Origin of the sequence: Rhizorhabdus antheiae (genome assembly GCF_049889055.1) — a bacterium.
Classification (GTDB): Bacteria; Pseudomonadota; Alphaproteobacteria; order Sphingomonadales; family Sphingomonadaceae; genus Rhizorhabdus.
Genome location: NZ_JBLTWO010000014.1, coordinates 24,436 through 47,108, shown reverse-complemented (window position 1 = coordinate 47,108; position 22,673 = coordinate 24,436). Strand labels below are relative to the sequence as shown.

The 22,673-nt window shown below is 64.5% G+C and carries 24 protein-coding genes; 11 read left to right on the top strand and 13 right to left on the bottom strand.

The window, feature by feature from the left end; genetic code table 11:
- Window positions 1-11 precede the first annotated feature (11 nt).
- Together ACNI3R_RS19150 and bchF are read right to left on the bottom strand one after the other, a co-directional pair.
- Window positions 12-1,292: a ferredoxin:protochlorophyllide reductase (ATP-dependent) subunit N gene (locus ACNI3R_RS19150; RefSeq protein WP_426186389.1), complete on the bottom strand. Its 1,281-nt coding sequence runs from the start codon at window positions 1,290-1,292 to the stop codon at window positions 12-14.
- The gene (gene bchF / locus ACNI3R_RS19145; protein ID WP_426186386.1) at window positions 1,289-1,798 is read right to left on the bottom strand and encodes a 2-vinyl bacteriochlorophyllide hydratase; all 510 of its coding nucleotides are present in this window, start codon (window positions 1,796-1,798) and stop codon (window positions 1,289-1,291) included. The genes ACNI3R_RS19150 and bchF overlap by 4 nt, the downstream gene beginning before the upstream one ends.
- 355 nt (window positions 1,799-2,153) lie before the next feature.
- On the opposite strand from bchF, the gene ACNI3R_RS19140 reads away from it, so the two are divergent.
- The 7 genes from ACNI3R_RS19140 to ACNI3R_RS19110 all read left to right on the top strand — a co-directional run bounded on the left by ACNI3R_RS19140 (window position 2,154) and on the right by ACNI3R_RS19110 (window position 8,583).
- On the top strand, window positions 2,154-2,915 hold the full coding sequence (locus tag ACNI3R_RS19140) for a cobalamin B12-binding domain-containing protein (RefSeq protein ID WP_426186383.1): 762 nt from the start codon (window positions 2,154-2,156) through the stop codon (window positions 2,913-2,915).
- An 80-nt stretch (window positions 2,916-2,995) separates the two neighbouring features.
- Entirely contained in the window at window positions 2,996-4,378 is a 1,383-nt protein-coding gene (gene ppsR, locus ACNI3R_RS19135; RefSeq protein WP_426186380.1) for a transcriptional regulator PpsR, read from the top strand.
- A gap of 57 nt (window positions 4,379-4,435) precedes the next feature.
- Window positions 4,436-5,344, top strand: coding sequence for a chlorophyll synthase ChlG (chlG, locus tag ACNI3R_RS19130; protein WP_426186377.1), 909 nt, complete (start codon window positions 4,436-4,438; stop codon window positions 5,342-5,344).
- Window positions 5,341-6,645, top strand: a complete 1,305-nt coding sequence (locus ACNI3R_RS19125) for a BCD family MFS transporter (RefSeq protein WP_426186374.1) — start codon at window positions 5,341-5,343, stop codon at window positions 6,643-6,645. Before chlG ends, ACNI3R_RS19125 begins: the two co-directional genes overlap by 4 nt.
- Window positions 6,642-7,838 carry a geranylgeranyl diphosphate reductase gene (locus ACNI3R_RS19120; protein ID WP_426186371.1) on the top strand — a complete coding sequence of 399 codons (1,197 nt, stop codon included), beginning with the start codon at window positions 6,642-6,644 and terminating at the stop codon, window positions 7,836-7,838. Before ACNI3R_RS19125 ends, ACNI3R_RS19120 begins: the two co-directional genes overlap by 4 nt.
- On the top strand, window positions 7,835-8,314 hold the full coding sequence (locus ACNI3R_RS19115) for a TspO/MBR family protein (RefSeq protein WP_426186368.1): 480 nt from the start codon (window positions 7,835-7,837) through the stop codon (window positions 8,312-8,314). The genes ACNI3R_RS19120 and ACNI3R_RS19115 overlap by 4 nt, the downstream gene beginning before the upstream one ends.
- A 143-nt stretch (window positions 8,315-8,457) precedes the next feature.
- Entirely contained in the window at window positions 8,458-8,583 is a 126-nt protein-coding gene (locus ACNI3R_RS19110; protein WP_426186365.1) for a hypothetical protein, read from the top strand.
- On the opposite strand, the gene ACNI3R_RS19105 is transcribed toward ACNI3R_RS19110, so the two are convergent.
- A complete protein-coding gene (locus ACNI3R_RS19105) occupies window positions 8,576-9,184 on the bottom strand; it encodes a c-type cytochrome (protein ID WP_426186362.1) in 609 nt (202 codons plus the stop codon). The genes ACNI3R_RS19110 and ACNI3R_RS19105 overlap by 8 nt on opposite strands.
- A 416-nt stretch (window positions 9,185-9,600) precedes the next feature.
- Between ACNI3R_RS19105 and ACNI3R_RS19100 the strand changes: the two genes are divergently transcribed.
- From ACNI3R_RS19100 to ACNI3R_RS19085, 4 genes are all read left to right on the top strand, one after another.
- Entirely contained in the window at window positions 9,601-10,641 is a 1,041-nt protein-coding gene (locus ACNI3R_RS19100; protein ID WP_426186359.1) for a hypothetical protein, read from the top strand.
- A gap of 2 nt (window positions 10,642-10,643) precedes the next feature.
- Window positions 10,644-11,315: a hypothetical protein gene (locus ACNI3R_RS19095; protein WP_426186356.1), complete on the top strand. Its 672-nt coding sequence runs from the start codon at window positions 10,644-10,646 to the stop codon at window positions 11,313-11,315.
- Between the two features lie 104 nt (window positions 11,316-11,419).
- Window positions 11,420-13,495: a TonB-dependent receptor gene (locus ACNI3R_RS19090; protein ID WP_426186353.1), complete on the top strand. Its 2,076-nt coding sequence runs from the start codon at window positions 11,420-11,422 to the stop codon at window positions 13,493-13,495.
- A 95-nt stretch (window positions 13,496-13,590) separates the two neighbouring features.
- Window positions 13,591-15,102: a cryptochrome/photolyase family protein gene (locus ACNI3R_RS19085; RefSeq protein WP_426186350.1), complete on the top strand. Its 1,512-nt coding sequence runs from the start codon at window positions 13,591-13,593 to the stop codon at window positions 15,100-15,102.
- Here ACNI3R_RS19085 and ACNI3R_RS19080 read toward each other — a convergent pair.
- The 10 genes from ACNI3R_RS19080 to ACNI3R_RS19035 all read right to left on the bottom strand — a co-directional run bounded on the left by ACNI3R_RS19080 (window position 15,079) and on the right by ACNI3R_RS19035 (window position 22,623).
- The gene (locus tag ACNI3R_RS19080) at window positions 15,079-15,231 is read right to left on the bottom strand and encodes a DUF2256 domain-containing protein (protein ID WP_426186347.1); all 153 of its coding nucleotides are present in this window, start codon (window positions 15,229-15,231) and stop codon (window positions 15,079-15,081) included. The genes ACNI3R_RS19085 and ACNI3R_RS19080 overlap by 24 nt on opposite strands.
- A 68-nt stretch (window positions 15,232-15,299) precedes the next feature.
- Complete coding sequence (locus tag ACNI3R_RS19075; RefSeq protein WP_426186344.1) at window positions 15,300-15,617, bottom strand: hypothetical protein; 318 nt, start codon at window positions 15,615-15,617, stop codon at window positions 15,300-15,302.
- Window positions 15,618-15,633: 16 nt separating this feature from the next.
- On the bottom strand, window positions 15,634-16,677 hold the full coding sequence (gene cheB / locus ACNI3R_RS19070; protein WP_426186341.1) for a chemotaxis-specific protein-glutamate methyltransferase CheB: 1,044 nt from the start codon (window positions 16,675-16,677) through the stop codon (window positions 15,634-15,636).
- A gap of 23 nt (window positions 16,678-16,700) precedes the next feature.
- Window positions 16,701-17,150, bottom strand: coding sequence for a chemotaxis protein CheW (locus ACNI3R_RS19065; protein ID WP_296623863.1), 450 nt, complete (start codon window positions 17,148-17,150; stop codon window positions 16,701-16,703).
- A 34-nt stretch (window positions 17,151-17,184) separates the two neighbouring features.
- Entirely contained in the window at window positions 17,185-17,553 is a 369-nt protein-coding gene (locus tag ACNI3R_RS19060) for a response regulator (RefSeq protein WP_426186337.1), read from the bottom strand.
- A gap of 70 nt (window positions 17,554-17,623) precedes the next feature.
- Window positions 17,624-18,172: a chemotaxis protein CheD gene (locus ACNI3R_RS19055; RefSeq protein ID WP_426186334.1), complete on the bottom strand. Its 549-nt coding sequence runs from the start codon at window positions 18,170-18,172 to the stop codon at window positions 17,624-17,626.
- Window positions 18,160-19,182 (bottom strand): protein-glutamate methylesterase/protein-glutamine glutaminase, encoded by a 1,023-nt coding sequence (locus ACNI3R_RS19050; RefSeq protein WP_426186331.1) that lies wholly within the window; start codon window positions 19,180-19,182, stop codon window positions 18,160-18,162. The genes ACNI3R_RS19055 and ACNI3R_RS19050 overlap by 13 nt, the downstream gene beginning before the upstream one ends.
- A complete protein-coding gene (locus ACNI3R_RS19045) occupies window positions 19,182-20,042 on the bottom strand; it encodes a CheR family methyltransferase (protein ID WP_426186328.1) in 861 nt (286 codons plus the stop codon). The genes ACNI3R_RS19050 and ACNI3R_RS19045 overlap by 1 nt, the downstream gene beginning before the upstream one ends.
- Window positions 20,039-22,312, bottom strand: a complete 2,274-nt coding sequence (locus ACNI3R_RS19040; protein WP_426186325.1) for a chemotaxis protein CheA — start codon at window positions 22,310-22,312, stop codon at window positions 20,039-20,041. Before ACNI3R_RS19040 ends, ACNI3R_RS19045 begins: the two co-directional genes overlap by 4 nt.
- Entirely contained in the window at window positions 22,309-22,623 is a 315-nt protein-coding gene (locus tag ACNI3R_RS19035) for an STAS domain-containing protein (protein WP_426186486.1), read from the bottom strand. Before ACNI3R_RS19035 ends, ACNI3R_RS19040 begins: the two co-directional genes overlap by 4 nt.
- Window positions 22,624-22,673 lie beyond the last annotated feature (50 nt).

Genomic DNA, 22,673 nt, shown 5'->3' with positions numbered 1-22,673 from the left:
CTGTGTGTCGTTCATAGCCGCAACACATCTCGCCGCCGCAACGGGCGCGCGAAAAGCTCGGCCAGGTCGCCGGCCTGGTCGAAGCCGTGAATCGGCGAAAAGACCAGCTCGATCGCCCATTTTGTGGTCAGCCCCTCGGCCTCCAGCGGATTGGCGAGGCCGAGGCCGCACACCGTCAGGTCGGGCCGGGCGGCACGGACGCGGTCAAGCTGACGGTCGACATCCTGGCCTTCGCTGATGAGCGTTCCGGCGGGCAGCAGTGCCAGTTCCTGCGCGAGGTGGCGGCGGTGGAGATAAGGCGTGCCCACCTCGACCGGCTCCATGCCCAATTCGGTCGCCAGGAAGCGCGCCAGGGGCACTTCCAATTGCGAGTCGGGGAGGAAGGTGATGCGCTTGCCCGCCAGCTTCGCACGGCTGTGTTCGATGGCCCGCTTGGCGCGCTCGCGTCCCGGCGCGATCACGCGGCGGAAGTGCATCTCGTCCACGCCGAACGCTGTCGCGGCGGCATGCAGCCAGTTGGTCGTGCCTTCCGCGCCGAACGGGAAGAGCGCGTCGAGCCGTGTTGCACCGCGATCCTCCAGCGCCCGAGCGGTTTCGCCCAGAAAGGGCTGCGCCAGCAGGAAGCGCGTATCGGGACCGACCGGCGGCATTGCTTCGGCACGGCGGGCGGGGAGCATGTGGACATTCGCGATGCCGAGCTCGGCGAACAGGCGGAGGAACTGATCCTCGACCACGTCGGGCAGAGCGCCGACGATCATCAGGCTCGGTACCCCCGTCGTGTCGGCGGGCAGATCGGCCACCAGCGCGGCGAGGCAGGCATCCTCTCCCTCGGTGAAGGTCGTCTCGATGCCGCTTCCGGAGTAGTTCAGAATCTTCGTGGCGCCCGTATGCTTGGTCGAAAGCCGTGCGGCCGCGCGCGACAGGTCGAGTTTGATGACCTCCGACGGGCACGAGCCGACGAGGAACAGCAGCTTGATGTCGGGCCGGCGAGCGAGGAGGCGGTCGACCACGCGGTCGAGCTCTTCGTTGCAATCGGCGAGGCCCGCGAGGTCGCGCTCCTCGATGATCGCGGTGCCGAAGCGCGGCTCGGCGAAGACCATCACGCCCGCCGCCGATTGCAGCAGATGGGCACAGGTGCGAGAGCCGACGACGAGGAAGAAAGCGTCTTGCACCTTGCGATGCAGCCAGATGATTCCTGTCAGTCCACAGAAAACTTCCCGCTGCCCGCGCTCGCGCAGTACCGGGGCGGCGTCGCAGCCCAGGGTCGCGGTGGAGGACGGAGGGGGCGTCACGCTTCGAGCGCCATTTGTGATGGCGCGGTCAGGCGAGCGGCGCGCAGCTTCAACAGGAATTGTGCGGCGTTGATGACGTAGCTCGCATAGGCGGCCAGCGCGAGAAGCATCAGCCCCCGTTCGCTGCCAAATCCGGCGATCAGCATCACCAGATAGCCGGTGTGCAGCGCCAGGACGAGCATGCTGAACACATCCTCCCAGAAGAAGGCGGGCACGAACAGCCATTTGCCGAACACGACCTTCTCCCAGATCGAGCCGGTGATCATGATCGCGTAGAGAAGCATCGTCTTGGCGACGATCGACACGGTCGCCGCAAAAGCCCCTTCGCCGGTGGCAAGGTAGCGGACGATCAGAATGACGCTGGCGAGGAAGACGAAAAACTGAAGGGGGGCGAGGATGCCCTGCACCAGGGTCCAGCGCGTCGAGTCACGCCGTTGGCGCTGCTCGATCGTGTAAAGCGGAGCGGCTCCCCGTCCCTTTGCGGAATATGCGTCGTTCGACCGCATCGCCCCGTCGTGCCCTTCTCCAGTGAGATGCCAAGCTACGACCAAGTTGACGAATGTGTCAAACAGAAATGACGTCCAATTGTTTGGACATATTTTCGTCAAACCCCCAATGCGAGGTTGCTACGCATCGACAACAGGCATAGTGTCACGACTCGTGGGGATGCCAGATCGCAGCTCCATCAACTGCCTGCGGGGCATCAACCAGCGAGAGGGACGGGCAATGGCGTCGTTAGCGCCTCGAGATCCTCAGACCGTTCCGACTGAGCGCACGCGGGGATTGGCGCGACTTGCGCCTGATCGCCTCCAACTGGCTGATTTCCACAGGGAAGCTGCAGAGGCGACATGTGATCGGTCGTTGTCCACGCTGATCGAAAATGAAATCATTCCTCGGCTGATGGTCGCGCATGCTGTTCGCGCGCACGACGTAGCCGAGGGCAGAGCCGCCCCGGAAGATATCGAGGCGCTCGCGCGTCTGGCTCTGCAGGTCGATGCCGATGCGCTCCTGAGCCATGTCGAGTCGATCCTCGCCCGGCGTGTCGGGGTCGACACGATCATGGTCGATCTGATCGCCCCTGCGGCGCGCCTGCTCGGCACCTATTGGGAAGAAGACCGGTACAATTTCGTCGATGTGACGATGGGGCTCTGGCGCTTGCAGGAGGTCGTTCGCGAGATTGCCGCGCGTGTCCCCGCCGATCGGCGGATGACCACTGGGGGGCGTCGGGTCCTGTTCGCGGCGGTACCTGGGGATCAGCATACATTTGGCGCGGTCATGATCGACGAAGTGTTTCGCCACAACGGCTGGCTGACCGACCTGATGGTGGACTGCGAAACATCCCAGCTTCTGCGACGCGCGAGCACTGAATGGTTCGACCTTGTCGGATTGACTGTCAGTTGCGACTGCCACATCGCCACCCTCCCATCGATCATATCTGCACTGCGGAACGTTTCCCGAAATCCGGGCCTTAGCATCATGGTAGGCGGGAGGGTGTTCGCCACCGATCCCGATCTCGCGATGCAGGTTGGTGCTGATGGCACTGCCGGCGACGCGAAGCTTGCCCTCAAAGTGGCTGCGGATCTTGTCCGCGTCCGCGAAGGGAATATTTCCGCTTGTAGCTGATATTATTTTCTGGAAAGCGACGCTCGTCGATGACCATGCCTGTCGCCCCGTACCAGAAAATCGCCTTTGCGCGGCCTGACATGATGCCGGGGCCCCTGTCGGCAGACGACGCTGCTTCGCTCATGTCGGCGGTCGGAGACGTGACCTTCATTCTGTCCGGAGTCGGGCGGATTCTGGATGTCGCGGTGTCGCAGACCGGCCTTGCAAGTCAGGGTTTCGCCGAGTTTATCGGTGAGGCGTGGATCGACACGGTGACGATCGAGAGCCGCCCGAAGATCCAGGAAATGTTGTCGGAGGCCGCTGTCGCCGGATCGGCGCCGCGCTGGCGTCAAGTCAATCATCCAACCGCTGGTGCCGACGTGCCCATCAGCTACATGACTATGGCGGTGGGCGACGGAGACCGTTTGATCGCGGTCGGGCGCGACATGCGTGGAGCGGCGGCGATGCAGCAGCGGCTGCTTCAGACCCAGCAATCGCTTGAACGCGACTATATCCGACTGCGCCAGGTCGAGACACGCTACCGTCTGTTGTTCGACATGTCGTCGGAGCCGGTGCTCATCGCCGATGCAGCGACAAGACGCATCCGCGAGGCGAATCCCGCAGCGCATCGTCTGCTCGACGCATCCGAGGGATCGCTGGTCGGCAAGTCGCTGGCGACGATCGTCGATCCGCGTGACCGCGACGATTTCATTGCGTATCTGGGGGCTTCCGAAGCGACCGACGATCTCGTGCCTGCCTCGCTCCGGCTCGGCAAGGCGCGCGGCGAAGCGCGGATTTCGGCGCGGCTTTTCCGTCAGGCGCGCTCGCCTCTCATGCTCGTCCGCATCTCCATGGCCGATCGTGCGGTCTCCGACCATCCCTATGACGCTGCACTCGGCGCGGTGGTGGAGCGGATGCCGGACGCCTTCGTCCTGGTCGATCGGGAATTGACCGTGCTGGCGGCCAACACCGCCTTCATCGAACTCGCCGAGATGCCGTCGCTGGAGCGTGTGACCGGTCAAGGCCTGGGAAACTGGCTCGGCCGTCCGGGAATCGACCTCGATCTTATTCTGACCCAGCTGCGAGAGCATGGCTGGGTTCGCAATGTCTCGACGATCCTGCGTGGCATGACCGGTGGCGAAGAGGATGTCGAACTATCGGGCGTGGTCGCGCCGATGGGCGACAGCGAGTGCTATGGCTTCACGATCCGCGCGGTCGCACGCCGGCTGGATGTGGTCGCGTCCGCACCGCGCGACGCGCCGCGTTCGGTGGAACAACTGACGGAACTGGTCGGTCGCATGCCGCTGAAAGACATCGTGCGCGAATCCACCGACATGATCGAACGGCTGTGTATCGAAGCGGCGCTTGTCTACACGTCCGACAATCGCGCTTCGGCCGCCGAAATATTGGGTGTCAGCCGTCAGAGTCTCTACTCGAAGCTGCATCGCCACCGGCTGGGCAATCTCGTCGGAGGACATGACTGACCTGCTGACCGTCAATTTGGTTTGACGCCTGCAGATGTCAGTTCTAGCGTTCCAAATATGGAGCGCACGAAGATTCCTCGTATCGCGACGCCGGTCCCCGATCCGCGCGATGTGCTGGAATTGCTCAAGCCGGTGACCTGGTTCCCGCCGATGTGGGCCTTTCTGTGCGGTGTCGTGTCGTCCGGGGTGCCCCTCGTCGATCGCTGGCCGTTCCTGCTGGCCGGCGTCCTGCTGGCCGGGCCGCTGGTCTGCGGCACGAGTCAGGCGGTGAACGACTGGTTCGATCGCCATGTCGATGCGATCAATCAGCCGGAGCGGCCGATTCCTTCGGGGCGGATTGGCGGCAGTTGGGGGCTGTGGATCGCGTGCACAGGCACGATCCTGTCGTTGTTCGTGGCATGGGCGACCGGCGCGTGGATCTTCGCTGCGACCTGCCTCGGTCTGGCTTGTGCCTGGGGCTATAGCGCGCCGCCGTTTCGATTCAAGACCAGCGGCATATGGGGCCCGGCGGTCGTCGCACTGACCTACGAAGGCCTGACCTGGTTCACCGGCGCGAGCGTCATGGCGGGCGCCTTGCCACCGACGCATGTGCTGATCATCCTGGCGCTCTATAGCGTCGGCGCGCATGGAATCATGACGCTCAACGATTTCAAGGCGATCGAGGGCGACCGCGCCACTGGCCTGCGCTCGCTCCCTGTCGTGCTCGGGGTCGGCCGCGCGGCTCAGCTGGCGTGCGTGGTGATGGCCATACCGCAGGCGGCCGTGGTCGCGCTGCTGGCAAGCTGGGGCCACATGCTGTCTGCGGGCATCGTCGCAGCTTTGCTCGGCGGGCAGTTGGTGCTGATGCGGCGTCTTCTGTCCGATCCCCGCCGTCATGCGCCATGGTATAATGCCACGGGGACAACCCTTTATGTGCTCGGCATGCTGGCCGCCGCGCTGGGTCTCGGTGGGGTGATCGGGCTGTGAAACCGCTCGGCTGGCTCGGGATCATCCGCCTCGGGCTGGTGCAGAGTGCGATCGGGGCGATAGTCATGCTGGCGACATCGCTGCTGAATCGCGTGATGGTGGTCGAATATATGCTGCCGGCAGCCCTGCCGGCCGGGCTTGTCGCGTGGCACTATGCGGTGCAGCTGTCGCGCCCTGCATGGGGGCATGGCTCGGATCGCGGACGGCGGCGCACCCCCTGGATCATCTTCGGAATGGTGACCTTGGCGGCGGGCACGCTGCTGGCGGTCAATGCGCTCGGCCTGCTCGCCGTGCGCTCTGCATGGGGATATGCGCTGGCGCTGTTGGCTTTCTCGCTGATCGGAGCGGGCGTGGGGGCGGCGGGAACGTCGCTGCTGGCGCTGCTCGCCACGCGCGTCGCGCCGGAGCGGCGGGCGGCGGCGGCATCCATGACCTGGACCATGATGATCGCCGGCATCGTCGTCACGGCAGGCATAGCCGGCGGACTGATCGATCCCTTTTCGCTGTCGCGGCTGGCGATGGTGGCCGGCGGGGTCGTCACGGTCGCAGTCCTGATCGCGGTGGCGGCAGTATGGGGCGTCGAAGGTCAGCCGGCTCGGGTAACGTCCGAACCCGTGGAGCGAGCGCCCGATTCGGCATTCGGCCCGGCGCTGCGCGAGATGTGGAGCGACAGTGCGGCGCGGCGCTTCACCGTCTTCGTCTTTTTGTCGATGCTGGCCTATTCGATGCAGGATCTCATTCTGGAGCCCTTCGCTGGCTTGCTGTTCGATTTCACGCCGGGGCAATCGACCAAATTGTCTGGCGTGCAGCATGCGGCGGTCCTTGCGGGCATGATCCTCGTCGGCGTGGGCGGTGGCGCATTCGGCGGGCGGAGGCCCGAAGGGCTGCGGATTTGGACGGCCGGTGGCTGTATCGCATCGGCTGTGGCTCTCATCGGGCTGGCGATCGGCGCGCGGTCCGGATCGGGCTGGCCGTTAACGGCCAACATCGCCTTGCTGGGATTCGCCAATGGCGTGTTCGCCGTCGCCGCCATCGGCGCGATGATGGGACTGGCCAGCAGCAACAAAGGGCGCGAGGGCATCCGCATGGGTGTGTGGGGCGCATCGCAGGCGATAGCATTCGGTCTCGGCGGCTTGCTCGGCGCGGTGGGTGTCGATGTGGGCCGGGCACTGACCGGGTCGATTCCCGATGCGTTCACGACCGTGTTCGCGGCCGAAGCACTGTTGTTCCTCGTTGCTGCAGGCCTCGCCGTTCGCCCCCTGCGGAGCGGCGCGATGCCGAGAATGGCCAGGGCGGCATGACCTACGACTGCGTCGTCGTAGGGGGCGGTCCGGCCGGAGCCACCGCTGCAAACGACCTCGCAAAGGATGGTCGCCATGTCCTGTTGCTCGACCGCGGCGGCCGGATCAAGCCGTGTGGGGGCGCTATCCCGCCGCGACTGATCCGCGACTTCGCTATCCCGGAGCAGCTTCTCGTCGGCCGCGCCGTTGCTGCACGGATGATCGACCCGCGCGACCAGATGGTCGACATGCTGGTCGACGAGCGCCGCCGGACGGGCTTTGTCGGGATGGTCGATCGCGACAGCTTCGACGAATGGCTTCGTGCGCGCGCCGAAACATCGGGTGCCGAGCGCAGGACCGGCACCTTCCAGCGGATCGAGCGCGATGCCGATGGCGGCGCGATCGTCGTCTACACTGACAGGCGTGGCGGGCCCGAACAACGCGTGTCGACGCGCTGTGTGATCGGCGCTGACGGAGCCCGCTCGCGGGTGGCACGGGCCACCTTGCCCGATGCCGCCGAAATGCCCTGTGTTTTTGCCTATCATGAAGTGATTGAATCTCCGCCGGCAGGCGACCCGCTGTTCGACCGCAGCCGCTGCGACGTCTTCTACAAGGGCGCCTTGTCGCCGGATTTCTATGCCTGGGTATTTCCCCATGGAAACACGACCAGCGTCGGCGTCGGCAGCGCGATCAAGGGATTCGGTTTGCGCGATTCGATTATGCGGCTGCGCGCGAATGCCGGTCTCGACAGCTGCGCTACCATCCGGCGGGAAGGAGCGCCGATCCCGCTCAAAACGCTGAAGCGGTGGGATAACGGGCGCGACGTGCTGGTTACAGGCGACGCTGCCGGAGCCGTCGCCCCGGCTTCGGGCGAGGGCATCTATTATGCGATGGTCGCCGGGCGGGAGGCGGCCTCTGCGGTCGGGGCCTTCCTGCTTTCGGGCAATCCCAAGGCTCTGCGCAGAGCGCGCCGCGCTTTCATGCGGGCGCACGGACTTGTGTTCTGGGTTCTTCGGATCATGCAATATTTCTGGTATCGGAATGACCGGCGCCGAGAGCGTTTCGTGACGATGTGCGAGGACCGTGACGTGCAACAACTGATATGGCCAGCCTATATGGACAAGCGGTTGGTCTATGCGCAACCGGCAGCCTATTTCCGCATTTTCCTGAAAGATATGCGGCACCTGCTGCAGACGGCGGGTCTGTCCAGATGAACCGCGCCTGGCTTTTCCCCACTCTGATCGCCGGTGTCGTGGCAACGGTCGTGGCGGTGATGGGGGCGACCATTACCGACATCGGGCCTTGGTATCGCAGCCTTGTCCAACCGAGTTGGGCGCCCCCGGACGCGGCTTATGGTGTCGGCTGGACGGTGATCTTTGCGTTCGCGGCTCTGTCTGCCGTCAGCGGCTGGTTGGCAATGCGCTGGAGCGAACGCGAGTGGCTGATCGGACTTTTTGCGCTCAACGGCTTCCTCAACATCCTCTGGAGCCTGCTCTTCTTCAAGCTGCACCGCCCTGACTGGGCGATGATCGAAGTGATCTTGCTCTGGGTTTCGATCCTGGGGCTGATCGTCTTCATCTGGCGCCGGTCGATCATGGGTGCCGTTTTGTTGTTGCCCTATCTGATGTGGGTCACCTTCGCCGGATATCTCAACATGACGATCGTGCGACTGAACGGACCATTTAGCTGAGCAGCTGGCTGGCCTGGGCCTTCTCCAGCGGTCATGCCGCCGATCTCGTCCTGCTGGTCATCGCAGTCGAGTTTGTCTGGCTGGTCAGGGCGCGGAGCTGGCTCCTGGCTGACGCAGCATTGCGACTCTTGCCCGGAGCATTGATGATGGTGGCGCTGCGATTGTCGCTGGTCGATGCGCCTTGGCCGCTGATCGCGCTGACCCTGGCGGCGTCATTTCCAATCCACCTCGCCGACCTGAGCCGGCGAGGTGGATCGAAGGTCATTTGAGTGTTGCGAGATAGGCGATCACGTCGGCACGCTTCTGCGCATCGGGGATCCCACTGAACGCCATCTTCGTGCCCGGCACGACACGCTGCGGGCCCTGCAGATACTGGAACAGCTTCTCGGGCGTCCAGGTGATGCCGCTGTTCTTGTTGGCCGGCGAATAGCTGTAGTCTGCAACGCTGCCGGCCTTGCGGCCAACGACGCCGCCGAGATGCGGGCCGATCTTGTTCTGGACCGGGTCATGGCAGGTCTTGCAGGCAACGAAGGCCGCTTCGCCCTTCGTTGCGTCGCCGGTAAAGCTGGCGAGCTTGGTGCCGTCGGTGGTATCCGTATTGTCTGCCGCAGGTGCAGCTGCACCTGCCGGCGCAGCCGCCGGTGCGGCCGTCGTGGCAGCCGGAGCGGCCGTATCGGTCGCGCTCGCCGTCGTCGTATCGGCAGCTTTCTCTTCGGTCTTGCTGGAACAGGCGGTCAGCGCCAAGGCGGAAACCGCAGCAAAAAAGGTTAGTCGACCAAAACGAACCATCGATTCAGATCGCATCATTACGTTCCTCTTAGCAGCATGCTCCCCGCACATATTCTCTACCGGCGAAATCAAAATGTCCATCGCTCTTTGCGTACAGGGGGGAGCGAACTGCCGGTGTCCTCCAATCGCTTGAACTTGATGCCAGGCCTTTGCCTCGCAAGGCGGTAGAGCGGGAGAAGATCATTATTCGATAGAACTGCGACGTCGACTTGGATCGCATATCGCGCATCGGTGCCGCGGCACGTCGCAGTCGAGGTTCACAGGCGTAAGGGTCGTGAAATCTGCCCAAAGAGTGCAAGAATGATTCGTAAACACAATGTGTTACGCCGCCCCGAAACTGTCTCTCGGCTATCGTGGCTATAATCTTCTCCATCGCCCGAAGAAGGTTGAGAACATTTGTTCCCTAAATGTTCTTGCGTTGTTGGGAAGTTTGTGGCTGCTTTACTCCCGGGATTTCGGGCCGAGCCGTGGGGTCGGCCTCCTTGGGGTGGTGGGCTATGGGCGGACACAATCAAACGCGTGGGACTTCGAACTGGGATAGCGCCAAGGCCGGGTTGCGGGGCGTGGTGGACTCGGCGCCGTTCGATTTGGGGGATTATACTCCGGCGGTGGTCAATGCGATTATCGATGCCGCACATGGCAAGTCGTTCCAGGCGGCCCTTGACCGGCGATTGAAGGCCGAAAAGGCACAGAATCGCTATGATGAGGCGGTTCACCCTTACGCCCGTTTGGCGGGCAAAGCGGCCGGAACATTGGCCCAGACCGCCGTACCGGGCTTGGCTCTGGCCAAGACCGTGAACGCCCCGCGCATGGCGGTCGCAACGCGGTTGATGGCGAGCGAAGCAGGCAAGCTTGCTGGGATCGGGGCAGGTGTCGGCGTGGGCACCCAAGGGGTAGGCGACGTCGTGCGCGGGAAGCGGGGTTCTCTCGGCGAATATGCGGGCAGCGCGATCGGCGGCGCGGCGGGCGTGGCAGCTGCTCTTGCGGGCAAGCCGCACTATGTCGGCGCGGTAACAGGGGGCGTCGCAGCCGGCGTTCAGGATCTTTTGGATCACGGGACGGGATCGCGACAGGACCTAGTGCGTCTGGCGAGCAAGGTCAGTACTGGTGCTGCGGACGGCAATGTCGCGCTGCTTCCCGGGTTCGGGGTCATGCGGAGTATCGAGAGACTCGCGCCGAAGAAGAAGGGTGAGATCGGCGAGATGCTGGCCCGCCAGCGGACAGGATTGCGAGGAGAGAGAGTCGAGCAAGGTCCGCCAAGACAATATCTTCGGGGCGGCGGTTATACCGTACCCGATCATCGGGTCCGGACGGCTGCCGGAAACGGCATCGTCGAAGCTAAGTTCGGCGCAAGCCACGCCAAGAAAGGGCTGAGCCGCGCGCAGACGAGAGCCAAGACTCAATATGGTGATCTTTACCGGGTCGACCATTTCCTGCCGCGCGATATTCTGGCCGGTGCGTCCGTTCCCGCCGGCTCCATCCTTTATCAGATTCCGGCACGAAATCGGTCGGAAAGACCGGTCAAGAAGGGGAAATAGTCATGAGCGTGCATGATAGCTGGATCGCGGTCCGCGATCTTCCGGGCGAGGTCCTGCTCGATCTGCTGGGGCTGGAGGAGACGGGTAAGGAGGATGTCGCTGCTTGTGCGGCGGACCCCTATGCCTGGGGCCGGACCGAGGCAGGCTGGACGGTGCTCTATGCCAATTTCAATGGCCTCGCCCATCCCGACAATCTGCGCGAGCTGTCGGGCCACGGCACGGTCATGGCCTGCGACTATCAGGATCAGGTCGATACGCTCAGCGGGCTGATGATCGCCGTGCGCGACGGCGAGACGCTCTGGAAGATCGATGTCGTGGGAGACGTGCTGGAAACAGAAGGGGCGCTTCCGCCCGAGTTCGGCCCCATCCGTGATCGGCTGAAAGCGCTCGATGACGCCGATCCCGACACAGCCTATCTCTGGGATATTCCGATCGAGCTGGGCGAGGCGCTCTGCGGGTTCAACCCGTTCAAGAGCGAAACGCAGTTCCGGTCGCTGCGTCCGCGCAAGGGTTCGACCTGGCACAGGTCGCTCACTTTGGCGGAGCACCGGAGTTACCCCGAGCCGCCGAAGTCTTCCTCCAATAATGTCCTGTGGGAGTTGGGCAGATATATGCTCTGGTGGATGTTGGGTCTGGTCGCGTTTATCGCGCTCTTGAATTTGGCAGACAGATAGCGCTGCCTCGATGCCAGCCCAACTGCGCACTGCACATGAGAATGACTGGCAATAGCGGGGAATGATCGCTATGGGCCGCTCCGACTTGGCGTTGGGGAGGCGGAATGAGTCGCGCGTTTCTGTTGTGCTGTGCTGCTTTGCCCGTTCCCGCAATGGCAGCGGATGATGTGGACCGGGGCGACGGCCGGACGATCATCGTCACCGGCAAGGCGGTCGGCTACAAGGCCGACGACACCGCCACCGCGACCAAGACCGACACCCCGCTGATCGACGTGCCGCAGACCGTCTCGGTGGTCACCCGCGCGCGGATCGACGATCAGGCGCTACGCAGCATGGCCGACGTGCTGCGCTACGTCCCCGGCACGACCGTGGGGCAGGGCGAAGGCAATCGCGACCAGATCACGCTGCGCGGGCAGAACACGACCGCCGACTTCTTCCTCGATGGCGTCCGCGACGACGTCCAATATTATCGCAGCCTCTACAATATCGAGCGGGTCGAGATATTGAAGGGACCGTCCGCGCTGACCTTCGGGCGCGGCGGCAGCGGCGGCGTGGTCAACCGGGTCCAGAAGACCCCCACGGCCGATCTTCTTCGCGCGACGGCAGAAGGCAGCGTCAACAGCTTCGGCGCCTGGGACATCGCCGCCGACGTCAACGCGCCCGTTGCCGACAATGCGGCGATCCGGATCAACGGCTTCTACGAAGAACTGAACAATCACCGCGACCGGTTCGATGGCGAGCGTTATGCCGTCAATCCCTATGTGGCGGTCGATCTGGGCGCCTGGAAGCTCGGCCTGTCCTATGAATATGTGAACGACGACCGGGTGACCGATCGGGGCATCCCGTCGGTGGAGACAGGGGCTGGGCGCCCCAACCGGCCCGTGCGCGGCCAGCGCGACACGTTCGTGGGTGTGCCAGACGCCAATCGCGCTGGGCTGGAGGCGCATATTGCCAAGGCCCGGCTCGACGGGGCACTGACCGACAGCCTCGATTGGTCGACGACCATCCTTTATGGCGATTACGACAAATATTACGACAATGTCTTCGCCAACGGCGCTGCAAAGTCGGACAGCGGCACCGTTCCCTTGTCGAGCTATGCCGACGCGACCACGCGACGGAATTTCATCGCCCAGTCCAACCTCGTCTGGAAATTCGCGCTCGGCGAGATCGGCAACACGTTGCTAGCCGGCGTCGAATATGGCGACCAGCGTTCCACCAACCAGCGCCGCAACGGCACCTTGTCGAACGCCGACTTCGATCTGTCGAACCCCGTCTATCCGACGGTCCGGTTCGGTGCGCTCGCCCGCGACACCAGGTCCGACGTCACCACATTGTCCGCCTATGTGCAGGACCAGATCGCCTTCGGCGACCATGTCGATGTGGTGATCGGCTTGCGCTACGATCGCTTCCGGATCGAGGGCACCGATTTGATCGGAGCCGCCCCGCGCCCCTTCGCCCGCACCGACGAGAAGATCAGCCCGCGCCTGGGCCTGATCCTCAAACCGCGCGAAAACATGTCCTTTTACGGGAGCTTCAGCCGGTCCTTCCTTCCCCGGTCGGGCGATCAGTTCCTGAGCCTGACCGCCACCCAGTCGAACCTCGCTCCGGAACGCTTCACCAATTACGAAATCGGCGCGAAGTGGGACATCCAGCCCGATTTGAGCGCGACGCTCGCGCTCTTCCAGCTCGACCGGACCAATGCGACGACGCCCGATCCCGACAATGTCGCGGCCACTATAAACATCGGCGGTACGCGGACCAAGGGCGTGGAAGCGGCGATCACCGGCCGGATCGCGCCGGGCTGGCAGACCAGTGCCGCTTACAGCTATCAGGACGCCAAGCTGCGCGGGAACGGATTCGTCCGGCTGGGGCAGGTGCCGCGCCATCAGGCGTCATTGTGGAACCGTTACGACGTCAACCCTCGCTTCGGCGTCGGTCTCGGCGTGATCCGGCAGTCGTCGCAATATGCCGCCATCCGGACGGTCCCGACCACCACGCGCCTGCCCGGCTTTACCCGGGTCGACGCGGCGCTGTTCCTCAAGGCCAGCGACCGCATCGACGTCCAGCTCAACATCGAAAATCTGTTCGACGAGACCTATTTCTCGGACGCACACAACAACAACAACATCTCGACCGGTGCCCCGATCAACGGCCGTCTGACCGTCCGCGTGAAGCTGTAGCCGGCGGTGCCCATCCTCCTCGACGAGGGTGGGCGCTGCCGCGATACCCCGAGGGACAGGCTGCACAGCGGCACCCGCGCGCCTAGGTCTGGTCGATGGCCTATACTGTCATCCTGCTTCTGGGCGATCAGCTCAGCCCTGATCTGTCCTCTCTGAAGGCGGCCGACCCTGCTTCGGATGTCGTGCTGATGGCGGAGGTGATGGAAGAGGCGACCTATGTCCGCCATCACAAGAAGAAGATCGCCTTCCTCTTCTCGGCGATGCGCCATTTCGCCGAGGAACTGCGCGCGGCGGGCTGGACGGTCGATTATGTGCGGCTTGACGATGCGGACAATAGCGGCTCGCTGCGGGGCGAGGCCGAGCGGGCGATGGCCCGGCACGGTGCGTCTCGGATTGTTGTCACCGAACCCGGTGAGTGGCGCCTGCTGGCGGAGATGCAGGGCTGGGCCGAAGCCACGGTTCTGCCTGACGATCGCTTCCTCGCGGACCGCCACGACTTCGTCGTCTGGGCCGAAAGCCGGTCGATGCTGCGCATGGAGCATTTCTACCGGCTGATGCGCAAGAAGACCGGGCTGCTGATGGACGGGGCCAAGCCGGTCGGCGATCGCTGGAACTTCGATGCCGAAAATCGCAAGCCCGCAGCCGACGACCTGTTCCTGCCGCAGCCGCTGAGTTTCGCGCCCGATGCGATCACCGCAGAGGTGCTCGACCTGGTCGAACGCCGCTTCCCCGACCATTTCGGCGATCTTCGCCCGTTCGGCCATGCGGTGACGCGCGAGCAGGCGGAGCAGGCCTTCGCCCATTTCCTGCGCAGCGCGCTGCCCGATTTCGGCAGCTATCAGGATGCGATGCTGCGCGGGCAGAAATTTCTCTTCCACGCCGTGGTCTCGCCCTATCTCAACGCTGGCCTGCTCGATCCGCTGGACATGTGTCGGCGGGTGGAGGCCGAATGGCGGGCCGGGCGGGCGCCGCTCAACAGTGTGGAGGGCTTCATCCGCCAGATCATCGGCTGGCGGGAATATGTCCGCTGTATCTATTGGTGGCGCATGCCCGGCTATGAGCGGGTCAACCATTTCGACGCCCGCCGGCCGCTGCCCGCTTTCTACTGGGGTGCCGATACGCCGATGGCCTGTATCAGCCAGTGCGTCCGCCAGACGAAGGAAGAGGCCTATGCCCACCATATCCAGCGGCTGATGGTGACGGGCAATTTCGCCCTGCTCGCCGGCATCGACCCGCATGAGCTCCACACTTGGTATCTCGCCGTCTACGCCGATGCCTATGAGTGGGTCGAACTGCCCAACACGGTGGGCATGAGCCAGTTCGCCGATGGTGGGCTGCTGGCGTCCAAGCCTTATGCCGCAAGCGGCGCCTATATCGACCGCATGTCGGACTATTGCGGCAGCTGCCATTATGACGTGAAGGCGAAGACCGGGCCGAAGGCCTGCCCTTTCAATCTGCTCTACTGGCGCTTCATCGGCACCCATCGGGACGGGCTGCGTGGCAATCCCCGGATGCGTCGGATGGTCGATCTGTGGGATGGGTTCGACGCCGGACGGCGTGAGACGATCATGCGTGAGGCGGAGTCATTTCTTGCCGGGCTTGGCTGAGCGGCAGCGGTCGGAGCAATACAGCACCGACTCCCAGTCGCGCTCCCATTTCTTCCGCCAGGCAAAGGGTCGACCGCAACTCGTGCAGATCTTGGTGGGCAGGTCACCCTTGCGAACCATCTTCGGCATGGCTGCAGTCTAGCGGAACACGGCCGAAGATCGATCTGAACCTTCGGCCGTCCGGTCCCTGATCGGGCTCAGTTATACCAGTCGACGTCGCCCGAGTCCGAGGGCTCGTCCTGAGTCAGCGAACCGCTGGCGTGGTGAAGCCGGGCGGTGATGCTTTCGAGCGTCGCCGCATAACTGGCCGCGCGGATGTCCTGCGAGCGGAGGATCGTCGCGACCGAGGCGCAGCGCTGGCTGACATGGTCGAGCGACTGCAGTTCGCGGATGTGCTGAGTCGCGGTCTTGGGGTCCGCGATCAGCACCATGCCGAGCTTTTCGAGCTGCACCTGGGCGGCATCGAGTTCGCTAGCCAGCATGGCCAGTACGTCATTCTGTCCGATTATCGTCATGGCATGACCTCTCTCGTCATGCTGCGTCCCGTACCAGACGGCAGCTGTTCAATATGGCGGCCGCGATGTCACCAAGGGGGAGGCTGACATCGACGGCTCCCGCCGCGCGGGCCGCCGAAGGCGCCTGATCGACCACGCAAGTCGATGCGTCTTCGGCGATGGCATAGCCACCCGCCGCGCGCAGCGCCTTGAGGCCAGCCGCGCCGTCGGTACCCAGGCCCGTGAGGATGCAGCCGACCGCGTTGGCCCCGGCGGTCTTGGCGACCGTCGCGAACAACAGGCTGGCCGAGGGGCGCGAACCGCCGACCGGATCCGAGCGCAGCAGGCGCAGCGAAGGATCGGGCCAGCGATCGATGACCGCGTGCGAGCCCAGGTCGGTGGCGAGGTAGATATGGCCCTGCTTCAGCGGCTGGCCATCCTCGGCGAGCATGATCTGTGCCTGGCAGGCGGCCTTGAGGCGCTTGACCAGCGGGTCGATGAAGCCCGGATCGATCGGCAGGCAGATGACGGTCGGGGGGCAATTGGCCGGGAAGGTCGGCAGCAGATTGATCAGCGCATCGACACCGCCCGTCGATGTGCTCATCGCCACCATCTTGCCGTTCCAGTCGAACGCGTCATGCGCAGTCGGCTTGGTCGCCTGCTTGGCCTTCTTCACCCCGCCGCTCGACGCGGCGATCACCAGCGCGGCGAGCTTCGGCGCCAGGGCGTTGAACTCCTCCGGCGTCGCGCTCTTCGGCTTGGGAAAGCAGTCCACCGCGCCCAGTTCGAGAGCCTTGAACGAAATCTCGGCGCCCTTCTGGGTCAGTGTGGAGAGCATCACGACCGGTGTCGGCCGCTCGCGCATGATCTCCTCGAGAAACTCGATACCGCTCATCCCCGGCATTTCGACGTCCAGGGTGATCACGCTCGGTTTGAGCCGGATCATCATCTCGCGGGCTTCGTCGGCATTGGCTGCCATGCCCACGACTTCGATCCCCCGCGCGCGCTCCAGCACCCCGCTGAACAGCGCCCGCATCGTCAGCGAGTCGTCAACAATCAGAACACGGGCGGTTTCCATCATCAATTCCTGGGTATTCGAAGTTGTCAGGCAGCCTCGGCGATCTGGCCGACGGGCACATCGATCGACAGGCGATCGAGCGCGAGGATCATCACCATACGGTCTTCGACCGAGGCGATGCCGTCGAGGCATTCCGAAGCTTCGTTGTCGCTCAGGCTCGGCGGCGGCTGCAGCGCCGACTCGTCGATCGTGACAATGTCGTTCACCGCGTCGACGATCAGGCCCTGGAGCTGGTCGTTGATGCGCACCACGATGATCACGTGGCGGGCAGTGGGGTCGGTCAGGCCCCAGCCGAGGCGGGCGGCGAGGTCGATCACGGGGAGCACGGTACCGCGCAGATTGACGACGCCGCGCACGTGCGACGGGACATGCGGCAGCATGGTCGTGGGCGTCCAGGCGCGAATCTCGCGAATCGCCATGATATCGACGCCGAGATACTGCTCGCCGATCTGGAAGGTGATGAATTGACGGCTCATCTGGATTTCCTTTCTCGCTGAGGAGGGAGACCGATCAGACGGTCACGCGGCGAATCGCCGAGGCGAGCTTCACCGGGTCGAAGGGCTTGACGATCCAGCCGGTGGCACCCGCCGCACGGGCGCGGGCCTTCTTCTCGTCCGAGCTCTCGGTCGTGAGGACCAGGATCGGCATATCGCGGTGGACCGACTTGGCGCGCACCGCCTCGACGAGACCGAAACCATCCATGCGCGGCATGTTGATATCGGTGATCATCAGATCAGGCTTCTCGTTCGTGGACAACCACTCGAGCGCGGCGATGCCGTCTTCTGCCTCGTGCACGTCATGCCCCTGCTCGACGAGCGTGCTGCGCAGGAGCATGCGCATGCTGGGCGAGTCATCAACCGTCAAAATCGTTTTGGACATCGCTTCATCCTTTTCCCGTTCCGCCGGGCCCACTGAGTGGCGCATCCCGGACGTTATGGACCATATCCGGTTAAAAAAGTTCAACCTCACCTTGATCTTGTACGACTGCGGGCCGCCGCACTTCGACTGGCACCTCGGCCTCGACCAGACGACAGCGCGCCTGCCCCATCGCGGCGCGGAATTCGACCCGCCGCGCCTGCGTTCCGCCGAGGTCCCTATGGGCCAGCGGTATGCGGTCGCGTGCCAGGAATTCCTCGGCGAAACGGGCGTTGCTCGTCCCGATCGCCTGCATGCCGGCATGCATGTTCGCGCCGCCGTAGAGGTGGGCGCGCAAGGTGCTGCGGGTGGCGCCGGCCTTGAGCATCTCGTTGACGAGAAGCTCCATCGCGAACAGGCCGTAGCGTTCCGCTTCGGTGTTGTCGCTGCGCATCCCTTCGCGGGGCTGCGCGAGCAAAAAATGGTTCATCCCTCCGACTTTCGCATGAGGGTCGAACAGGCAGCAGGCGACGCAGCTGCCCAGAACCGTCGTCAGCACGATCTTGGGATCGGCGGTGACGAAGTTGGTCCCCTGGATGACGTTGACGCGGTCGCGGATCGATTCGCTCGTCAGATGCTGCATAGATCGAGAACCTTCTTGCCGATGCGCTCGAGGGGCAGCACGGCTTCGCAGCCGCCCATCTCGGCCGCTGCGCGCGGCATGCCGTAAACGACGCAGGTGGCTTCGTCCTGACCGATGGTCCGGGCGCCCGCCTGTCGCATCTCGTGGAGGCCGGCGGCGCCGTCGCGTCCCATGCCGGTCAGGATCACGCCTACCGCGCGGTCGCCGAAGCTCTGTGCCAGCGAGCGGAACATCACGTCGACCGAGGGGCGGTGCCCAGACACGGGATCGGCGGCGACGAGGCGACAGATCGGATGAGTACCGTTGCCCACCATAAGGTGCGAAAGCCCGCCCGGCGCGATATAGACGCGTCCCGGAACCAGCGGCGCGCCGCTCGTCGCCTCGACGACTTCGGCCGCGCAGAGCCGGTCGAGCCGCGCCGCGAAGGAGGCGGTGAAGGTGGCAGGCATATGCTGCACCACGATCGTCGGCGGGCAGTTCTTGGGATATTCGCTGAGCAAAGTGGTCAGCGCCTCGACGCCGCCGGTGGAGGCGCCGATGCCGACGATTCTCTCGTTGCAGCGATAGTCGGTCGGCGGCGCCGCCTGCTGGTGCAACTGCGGCGAACGGCGGCGGCTGCGCGCGGCCTGCTTGACCATATTGGCGAGATTGCCGTCGTCGATCGCCAGCAATTCCTGCAGCGGGCGCTCGGGCTTGGCGTAGCAGTCGACTGCCCCGATTTCGAGCGCACGGAGGGTCGCCTCGGCGCCCTTGGTCGTCAACGTCGAGCACATCACCACCGGCGTCGGGCGCAGGCGCATCAGCTTCTCGAGGAAGTCGAGACCGTTCATGCCGGGCATCTCGATGTCCAGCGTGATGACGTCCGGGTTGAGTTCCTTGATCATTTCGCGCGCCGACTGGGCGTTCGGCGCGGTTCCGATCACTTCGATGCCGGGATCCCGGCCGAGCAGGCCCGTCAGCAGGGCCCGCATCATCGGCGAGTCGTCGACTATGAGACAGCGAACGCTCATCAGCGGATCTTTCGATAGATGGTCTGGCCGATCGAGGCGTAACGGGCGGTGCAATCGCCGATGAGCCTCTCGGAATGACCGATGTAGAGATGGCCACCGGGCGCGAGCTGTTCGGTCAGCCGGGAGAGCAGCGTCTCCTTGGTCGGCTCATCGAAATAGATCATCACGTTCCGGCAGAAGATGACGTCGAACTGCCCCTTGATCGGCCAGGGATTCAGCAGGTTCAGTTTCCTGAACCGGACCAGGTCGCGGACTTCCTTGAGAATGCGGACGTCGTCGCCGACCTTCTCGGTCCAACTGTCGAAATAGCGCCGCGGAATGTCGGTCGTGGCGGAGGTCGGGTAGACGCCTGCCTCACCGATGTTGAGCACATTCTGCGACAGATCGGTTGCCAGCAGCGCGACGTCGGTCTGGAGCAGCTGGCGCCCCTGGCCGCGGTCGCTGCCGAGCAGGACCATCGCCAGCGAGTAGATCTCCTCGCCGCTCGATGAGGCGGAGGACCACATCCTGACGCGCTCGCCCCGCCGCAGCCGGGCAATCATGTCCGGCCGCACCTCCTGCTCGAAATGGTTGAAGTGGTGATCCTCGCGGAAGAACTTCGTGTGGTTGGTGGTCAACGCCTCGATCGCGCGGGCGCGCTCCGGGGCGTCATGGGTGATCATCTCGACATAGTCGGCGAAGCTGCGCTGCCCGGTTTCGCGAAGCAGCTTGGACAGCCGCGAGTAGACCAGCATGGCCTTGCCGTCGGGCAGGCAGATGCCGGCATGCGCGTGGACCATCTTCGCGATCGCCTGGAAATCCGCCTTCGTATAGGGAAGTTCGGTTCCGGTCGAAGCGATCTGAGCGTCGAACTGCGTCATGCAGCGAGGCTCCGGGCGGGTTCGGGCTGATGCTTGATCGTCGAGGTGATCGCCTCGACGTCGAGGATCAGCGCGACGCGCCCGTCGCCCAGGATGGTGGCGCCCGCGATGCCGTCGACCCGACCATAGTTCGATTCGAGGCTCTTGATGACCACCTGACGCTGGTCGAGGATCTCGTCGACCATCAGGACCCGTCGACCGGTTTCCTCGGATTCGACGACGATCAGGACCGCATCGGTAGGTTCCGATCGGGAACCGGGGACCGAAAGTTCACGGCCGACCGACAGCACCGGCAGCCAGTGGCCGCGGACGTTGAGCATCGACTGGCCCGCGCCGATCGACTTCACGATGTCGGCCCGCGGCCGCAGCGTTTCGACGATGTGGTTCAGCGGCAGCACGAAGGTCTGCTGGCCCACCGTGACGATCATGCCGTCGAGAATGGCGAGCGTCAGCGGCAGCGCCATGGTGAAGGTAGAGCCTTCGCCAGGGCGCGAGGAAATGGTGATCCTGCCGCCCAGCGCGCTGATGTTCCGCCGCACCACATCCATGCCGACGCCGCGGCCGGAGATGTTCGACACGGTCTGCGCGGTCGAGAAGCCAGCCGCGAAGATCAGATTGTCGATCTCTTCGTTCGACAGCTTGGCGTCTGGGCTCACGAGCCCGCGCTCGATCGCCTTGGCCAGTACGCGCTCGCGGTCGATGCCCTTGCCGTCGTCGGACACGCTGATCAGGATGCGGCCCGAGCGATGTTCGGCGGAAAGCTTGATCCGGCCCTCGGGCTGCTTGCCGGCGGCAAGGCGCTCCTCGGGCGTTTCCAGGCCGTGGTCGACGGCGTTGCGGATGAGGTGAGTGAGCGGATCGCCGATCCGCTCGACGACGGTCTTGTCGAGTTCGGTCGATTCGCCCTCGAGTTCGAGGACGACGCGCTTTCCGGTGCTCGCCTGCAGTTCGCGCACGATACGCGGCACGCGGCCGAAGACCGAGCGGATCGGCTGCGCGCGGATCGACATCGCGCTGTCCTGCAATTCGCGGGTCAGATGGTCGAGATCGACGAGCTCGCTGATATGCGAAAGGCCGCAGTCGAGCAGGCGCTGGGCGAGCATCGACTGGGTGATGACGAGTTCGCCGACCAGATTGACCAGCCGGTCGAGCTTTTCCAGGTCGACGCGGATCGTCGGCGTGACGCCGACGGCCTGCGCCATCGCGCCGGCCTTGTCGGCATCGGCCGCAGCGTCCGCAGCCGGCTTGACTGCCGGAGCAGGAGCGGGGGCTACGCTCTTTGGCGCCGGCGCGGGGACTGCGGCGACGGCCGGAGTCGCCTCGACCGGGATGACCTCGACGAACGCCTGGGCGACTGGAGCGCTGTTCTCGTCCGCCGCGTCGGTGACTTCTGCGCTGACGGTCGCCTCGGCGACCGGCTCGTCCTGACTGCCTTCGGCGGCGTCGGGGCCGGTCTTGTCGAACGACAGCTGGCAGCAGTCGGAGACGAATTCGAAGATCTCCTCGATGTCCGACCTCTGGACGCTGGACGGAATTGTCGCATGCCAGCCGATATAGGCCTTGCCGGGGTCGAACTGCTCGATCGTCGGGATCGAAGAGAGGTCAGCCGAGCGCACGGTCGCACCGAGGTCGACCAGTTCGCGGATCAGAAGCAGCGGTTCGCCGCCATTGGCGAGCGCCCCGTCGAGCGGACGGACATAGAGATTCGTAAGCTCTTCCGCCCCCTCGGCGGCAGGCGCCTCTTCGGCGACGGCCGTGGGCGCTTCGTCGGCGGGACCCTTCTCCCAATCCTCGGCGGGCGCCATGCTGTCTTCGATCGCTCCGATCATCGCATCGAGATCGAAGCCGAGCGAGTCGCCCGAATTGTCGGCCGGCGCAGCAGCCTCGACTTCCGCGCCGGAGACGACCGCCTGCAACTGGGCAAGGACCGCGCTGTCTTCCGGCATCGGCTTTTCGCCGCGAATGGCGCCGACATGGTCGGCCAGCGTGTCGAAGGCGGCCAGCAGCAGCGACACGAGATCCGGCGTCAGGGCGCGCTCGCCGCTGCGCACCTGATCGAGCAAGGTCTCGAAATGGTGGGTGAAATTCTGCAGCGCCGAAAAGCCGAAGGCTCCGGCGCCGCCCTTGATCGAGTGGACCGCGCGGAAGATGGTGTTGATGGTTTCGTCGTCACCGCTTCCGGACTGCAGGGCGAGCAGTCCGGTCTCGGCATGGCCGAGCCCTTCGTCGCACTCCTGGAAGAAGATGTCCTGGATTTCCTCGATCTTCATGCGCTGGTCCCCGCGCTATTCGTTTGGTCGATGAACATGTCTGCAAGGCCCGCGAGGCGGATCACCGGTTCGATGCCCCTGCAGTCCTTGAAGCTGATGGCGATGTCGCGTTCGCGGCAGGTCCGCACCGCACTGGCAAGCAGCTGGAGACCCGCCTGACCGATCTGCTGCACCTCGCCGCAGCCGATTTCGATCGGCTGGCCAACCGCGAAGGCTGCCCGCAGCTCGTCAAGGTGCTGCACCACTGCGCTGCGATCTATGACCGGCGCCAAGGCGATCACAGTCGGCCCCGAGCCTTGTGTTTGCGTCATCACTTCCACTCCTGCAGGCTTCTCGCGCTCCGGAACGCCGTCCTGTCGAC

Coding starts and splice junctions, on each gene's coding strand:
- bchF (WP_426186386.1), bottom strand. CDS start 1,798: ATGCGGTCGAACGACGCATATTCCGCAAAGGGACGGGGAGCCGCTCCG.
- ppsR (WP_426186380.1), top strand. CDS start 2,996: ATGATGCCGGGGCCCCTGTCGGCAGACGACGCTGCTTCGCTCATGTCG.
- chlG (WP_426186377.1), top strand. CDS start 4,436: ATGGAGCGCACGAAGATTCCTCGTATCGCGACGCCGGTCCCCGATCCG.
- ACNI3R_RS19120 (WP_426186371.1), top strand. CDS start 6,642: ATGACCTACGACTGCGTCGTCGTAGGGGGCGGTCCGGCCGGAGCCACC.
- ACNI3R_RS19115 (WP_426186368.1), top strand. CDS start 7,835: ATGAACCGCGCCTGGCTTTTCCCCACTCTGATCGCCGGTGTCGTGGCA.
- ACNI3R_RS19110 (WP_426186365.1), top strand. CDS start 8,458: ATGATGGTGGCGCTGCGATTGTCGCTGGTCGATGCGCCTTGGCCGCTG.
- ACNI3R_RS19105 (WP_426186362.1), bottom strand. CDS start 9,184: ATGGACATTTTGATTTCGCCGGTAGAGAATATGTGCGGGGAGCATGCT.
- ACNI3R_RS19100 (WP_426186359.1), top strand. CDS start 9,601: ATGGGCGGACACAATCAAACGCGTGGGACTTCGAACTGGGATAGCGCC.
- ACNI3R_RS19095 (WP_426186356.1), top strand. CDS start 10,644: ATGAGCGTGCATGATAGCTGGATCGCGGTCCGCGATCTTCCGGGCGAG.
- ACNI3R_RS19090 (WP_426186353.1), top strand. CDS start 11,420: ATGAGTCGCGCGTTTCTGTTGTGCTGTGCTGCTTTGCCCGTTCCCGCA.
- ACNI3R_RS19085 (WP_426186350.1), top strand. CDS start 13,591: ATGGCCTATACTGTCATCCTGCTTCTGGGCGATCAGCTCAGCCCTGAT.
- ACNI3R_RS19080 (WP_426186347.1), bottom strand. CDS start 15,231: ATGCCGAAGATGGTTCGCAAGGGTGACCTGCCCACCAAGATCTGCACG.
- ACNI3R_RS19075 (WP_426186344.1), bottom strand. CDS start 15,617: ATGACGATAATCGGACAGAATGACGTACTGGCCATGCTGGCTAGCGAA.
- cheB (WP_426186341.1), bottom strand. CDS start 16,677: ATGATGGAAACCGCCCGTGTTCTGATTGTTGACGACTCGCTGACGATG.
- ACNI3R_RS19065 (WP_296623863.1), bottom strand. CDS start 17,150: ATGAGCCGTCAATTCATCACCTTCCAGATCGGCGAGCAGTATCTCGGC.
- ACNI3R_RS19060 (WP_426186337.1), bottom strand. CDS start 17,553: ATGTCCAAAACGATTTTGACGGTTGATGACTCGCCCAGCATGCGCATG.
- ACNI3R_RS19055 (WP_426186334.1), bottom strand. CDS start 18,172: ATGCAGCATCTGACGAGCGAATCGATCCGCGACCGCGTCAACGTCATC.
- ACNI3R_RS19050 (WP_426186331.1), bottom strand. CDS start 19,182: ATGAGCGTTCGCTGTCTCATAGTCGACGACTCGCCGATGATGCGGGCC.
- ACNI3R_RS19045 (WP_426186328.1), bottom strand. CDS start 20,042: ATGACGCAGTTCGACGCTCAGATCGCTTCGACCGGAACCGAACTTCCC.
- ACNI3R_RS19040 (WP_426186325.1), bottom strand. CDS start 22,312: ATGAAGATCGAGGAAATCCAGGACATCTTCTTCCAGGAGTGCGACGAA.
- ACNI3R_RS19035 (WP_426186486.1), bottom strand. CDS start 22,623: ATGACGCAAACACAAGGCTCGGGGCCGACTGTGATCGCCTTGGCGCCG.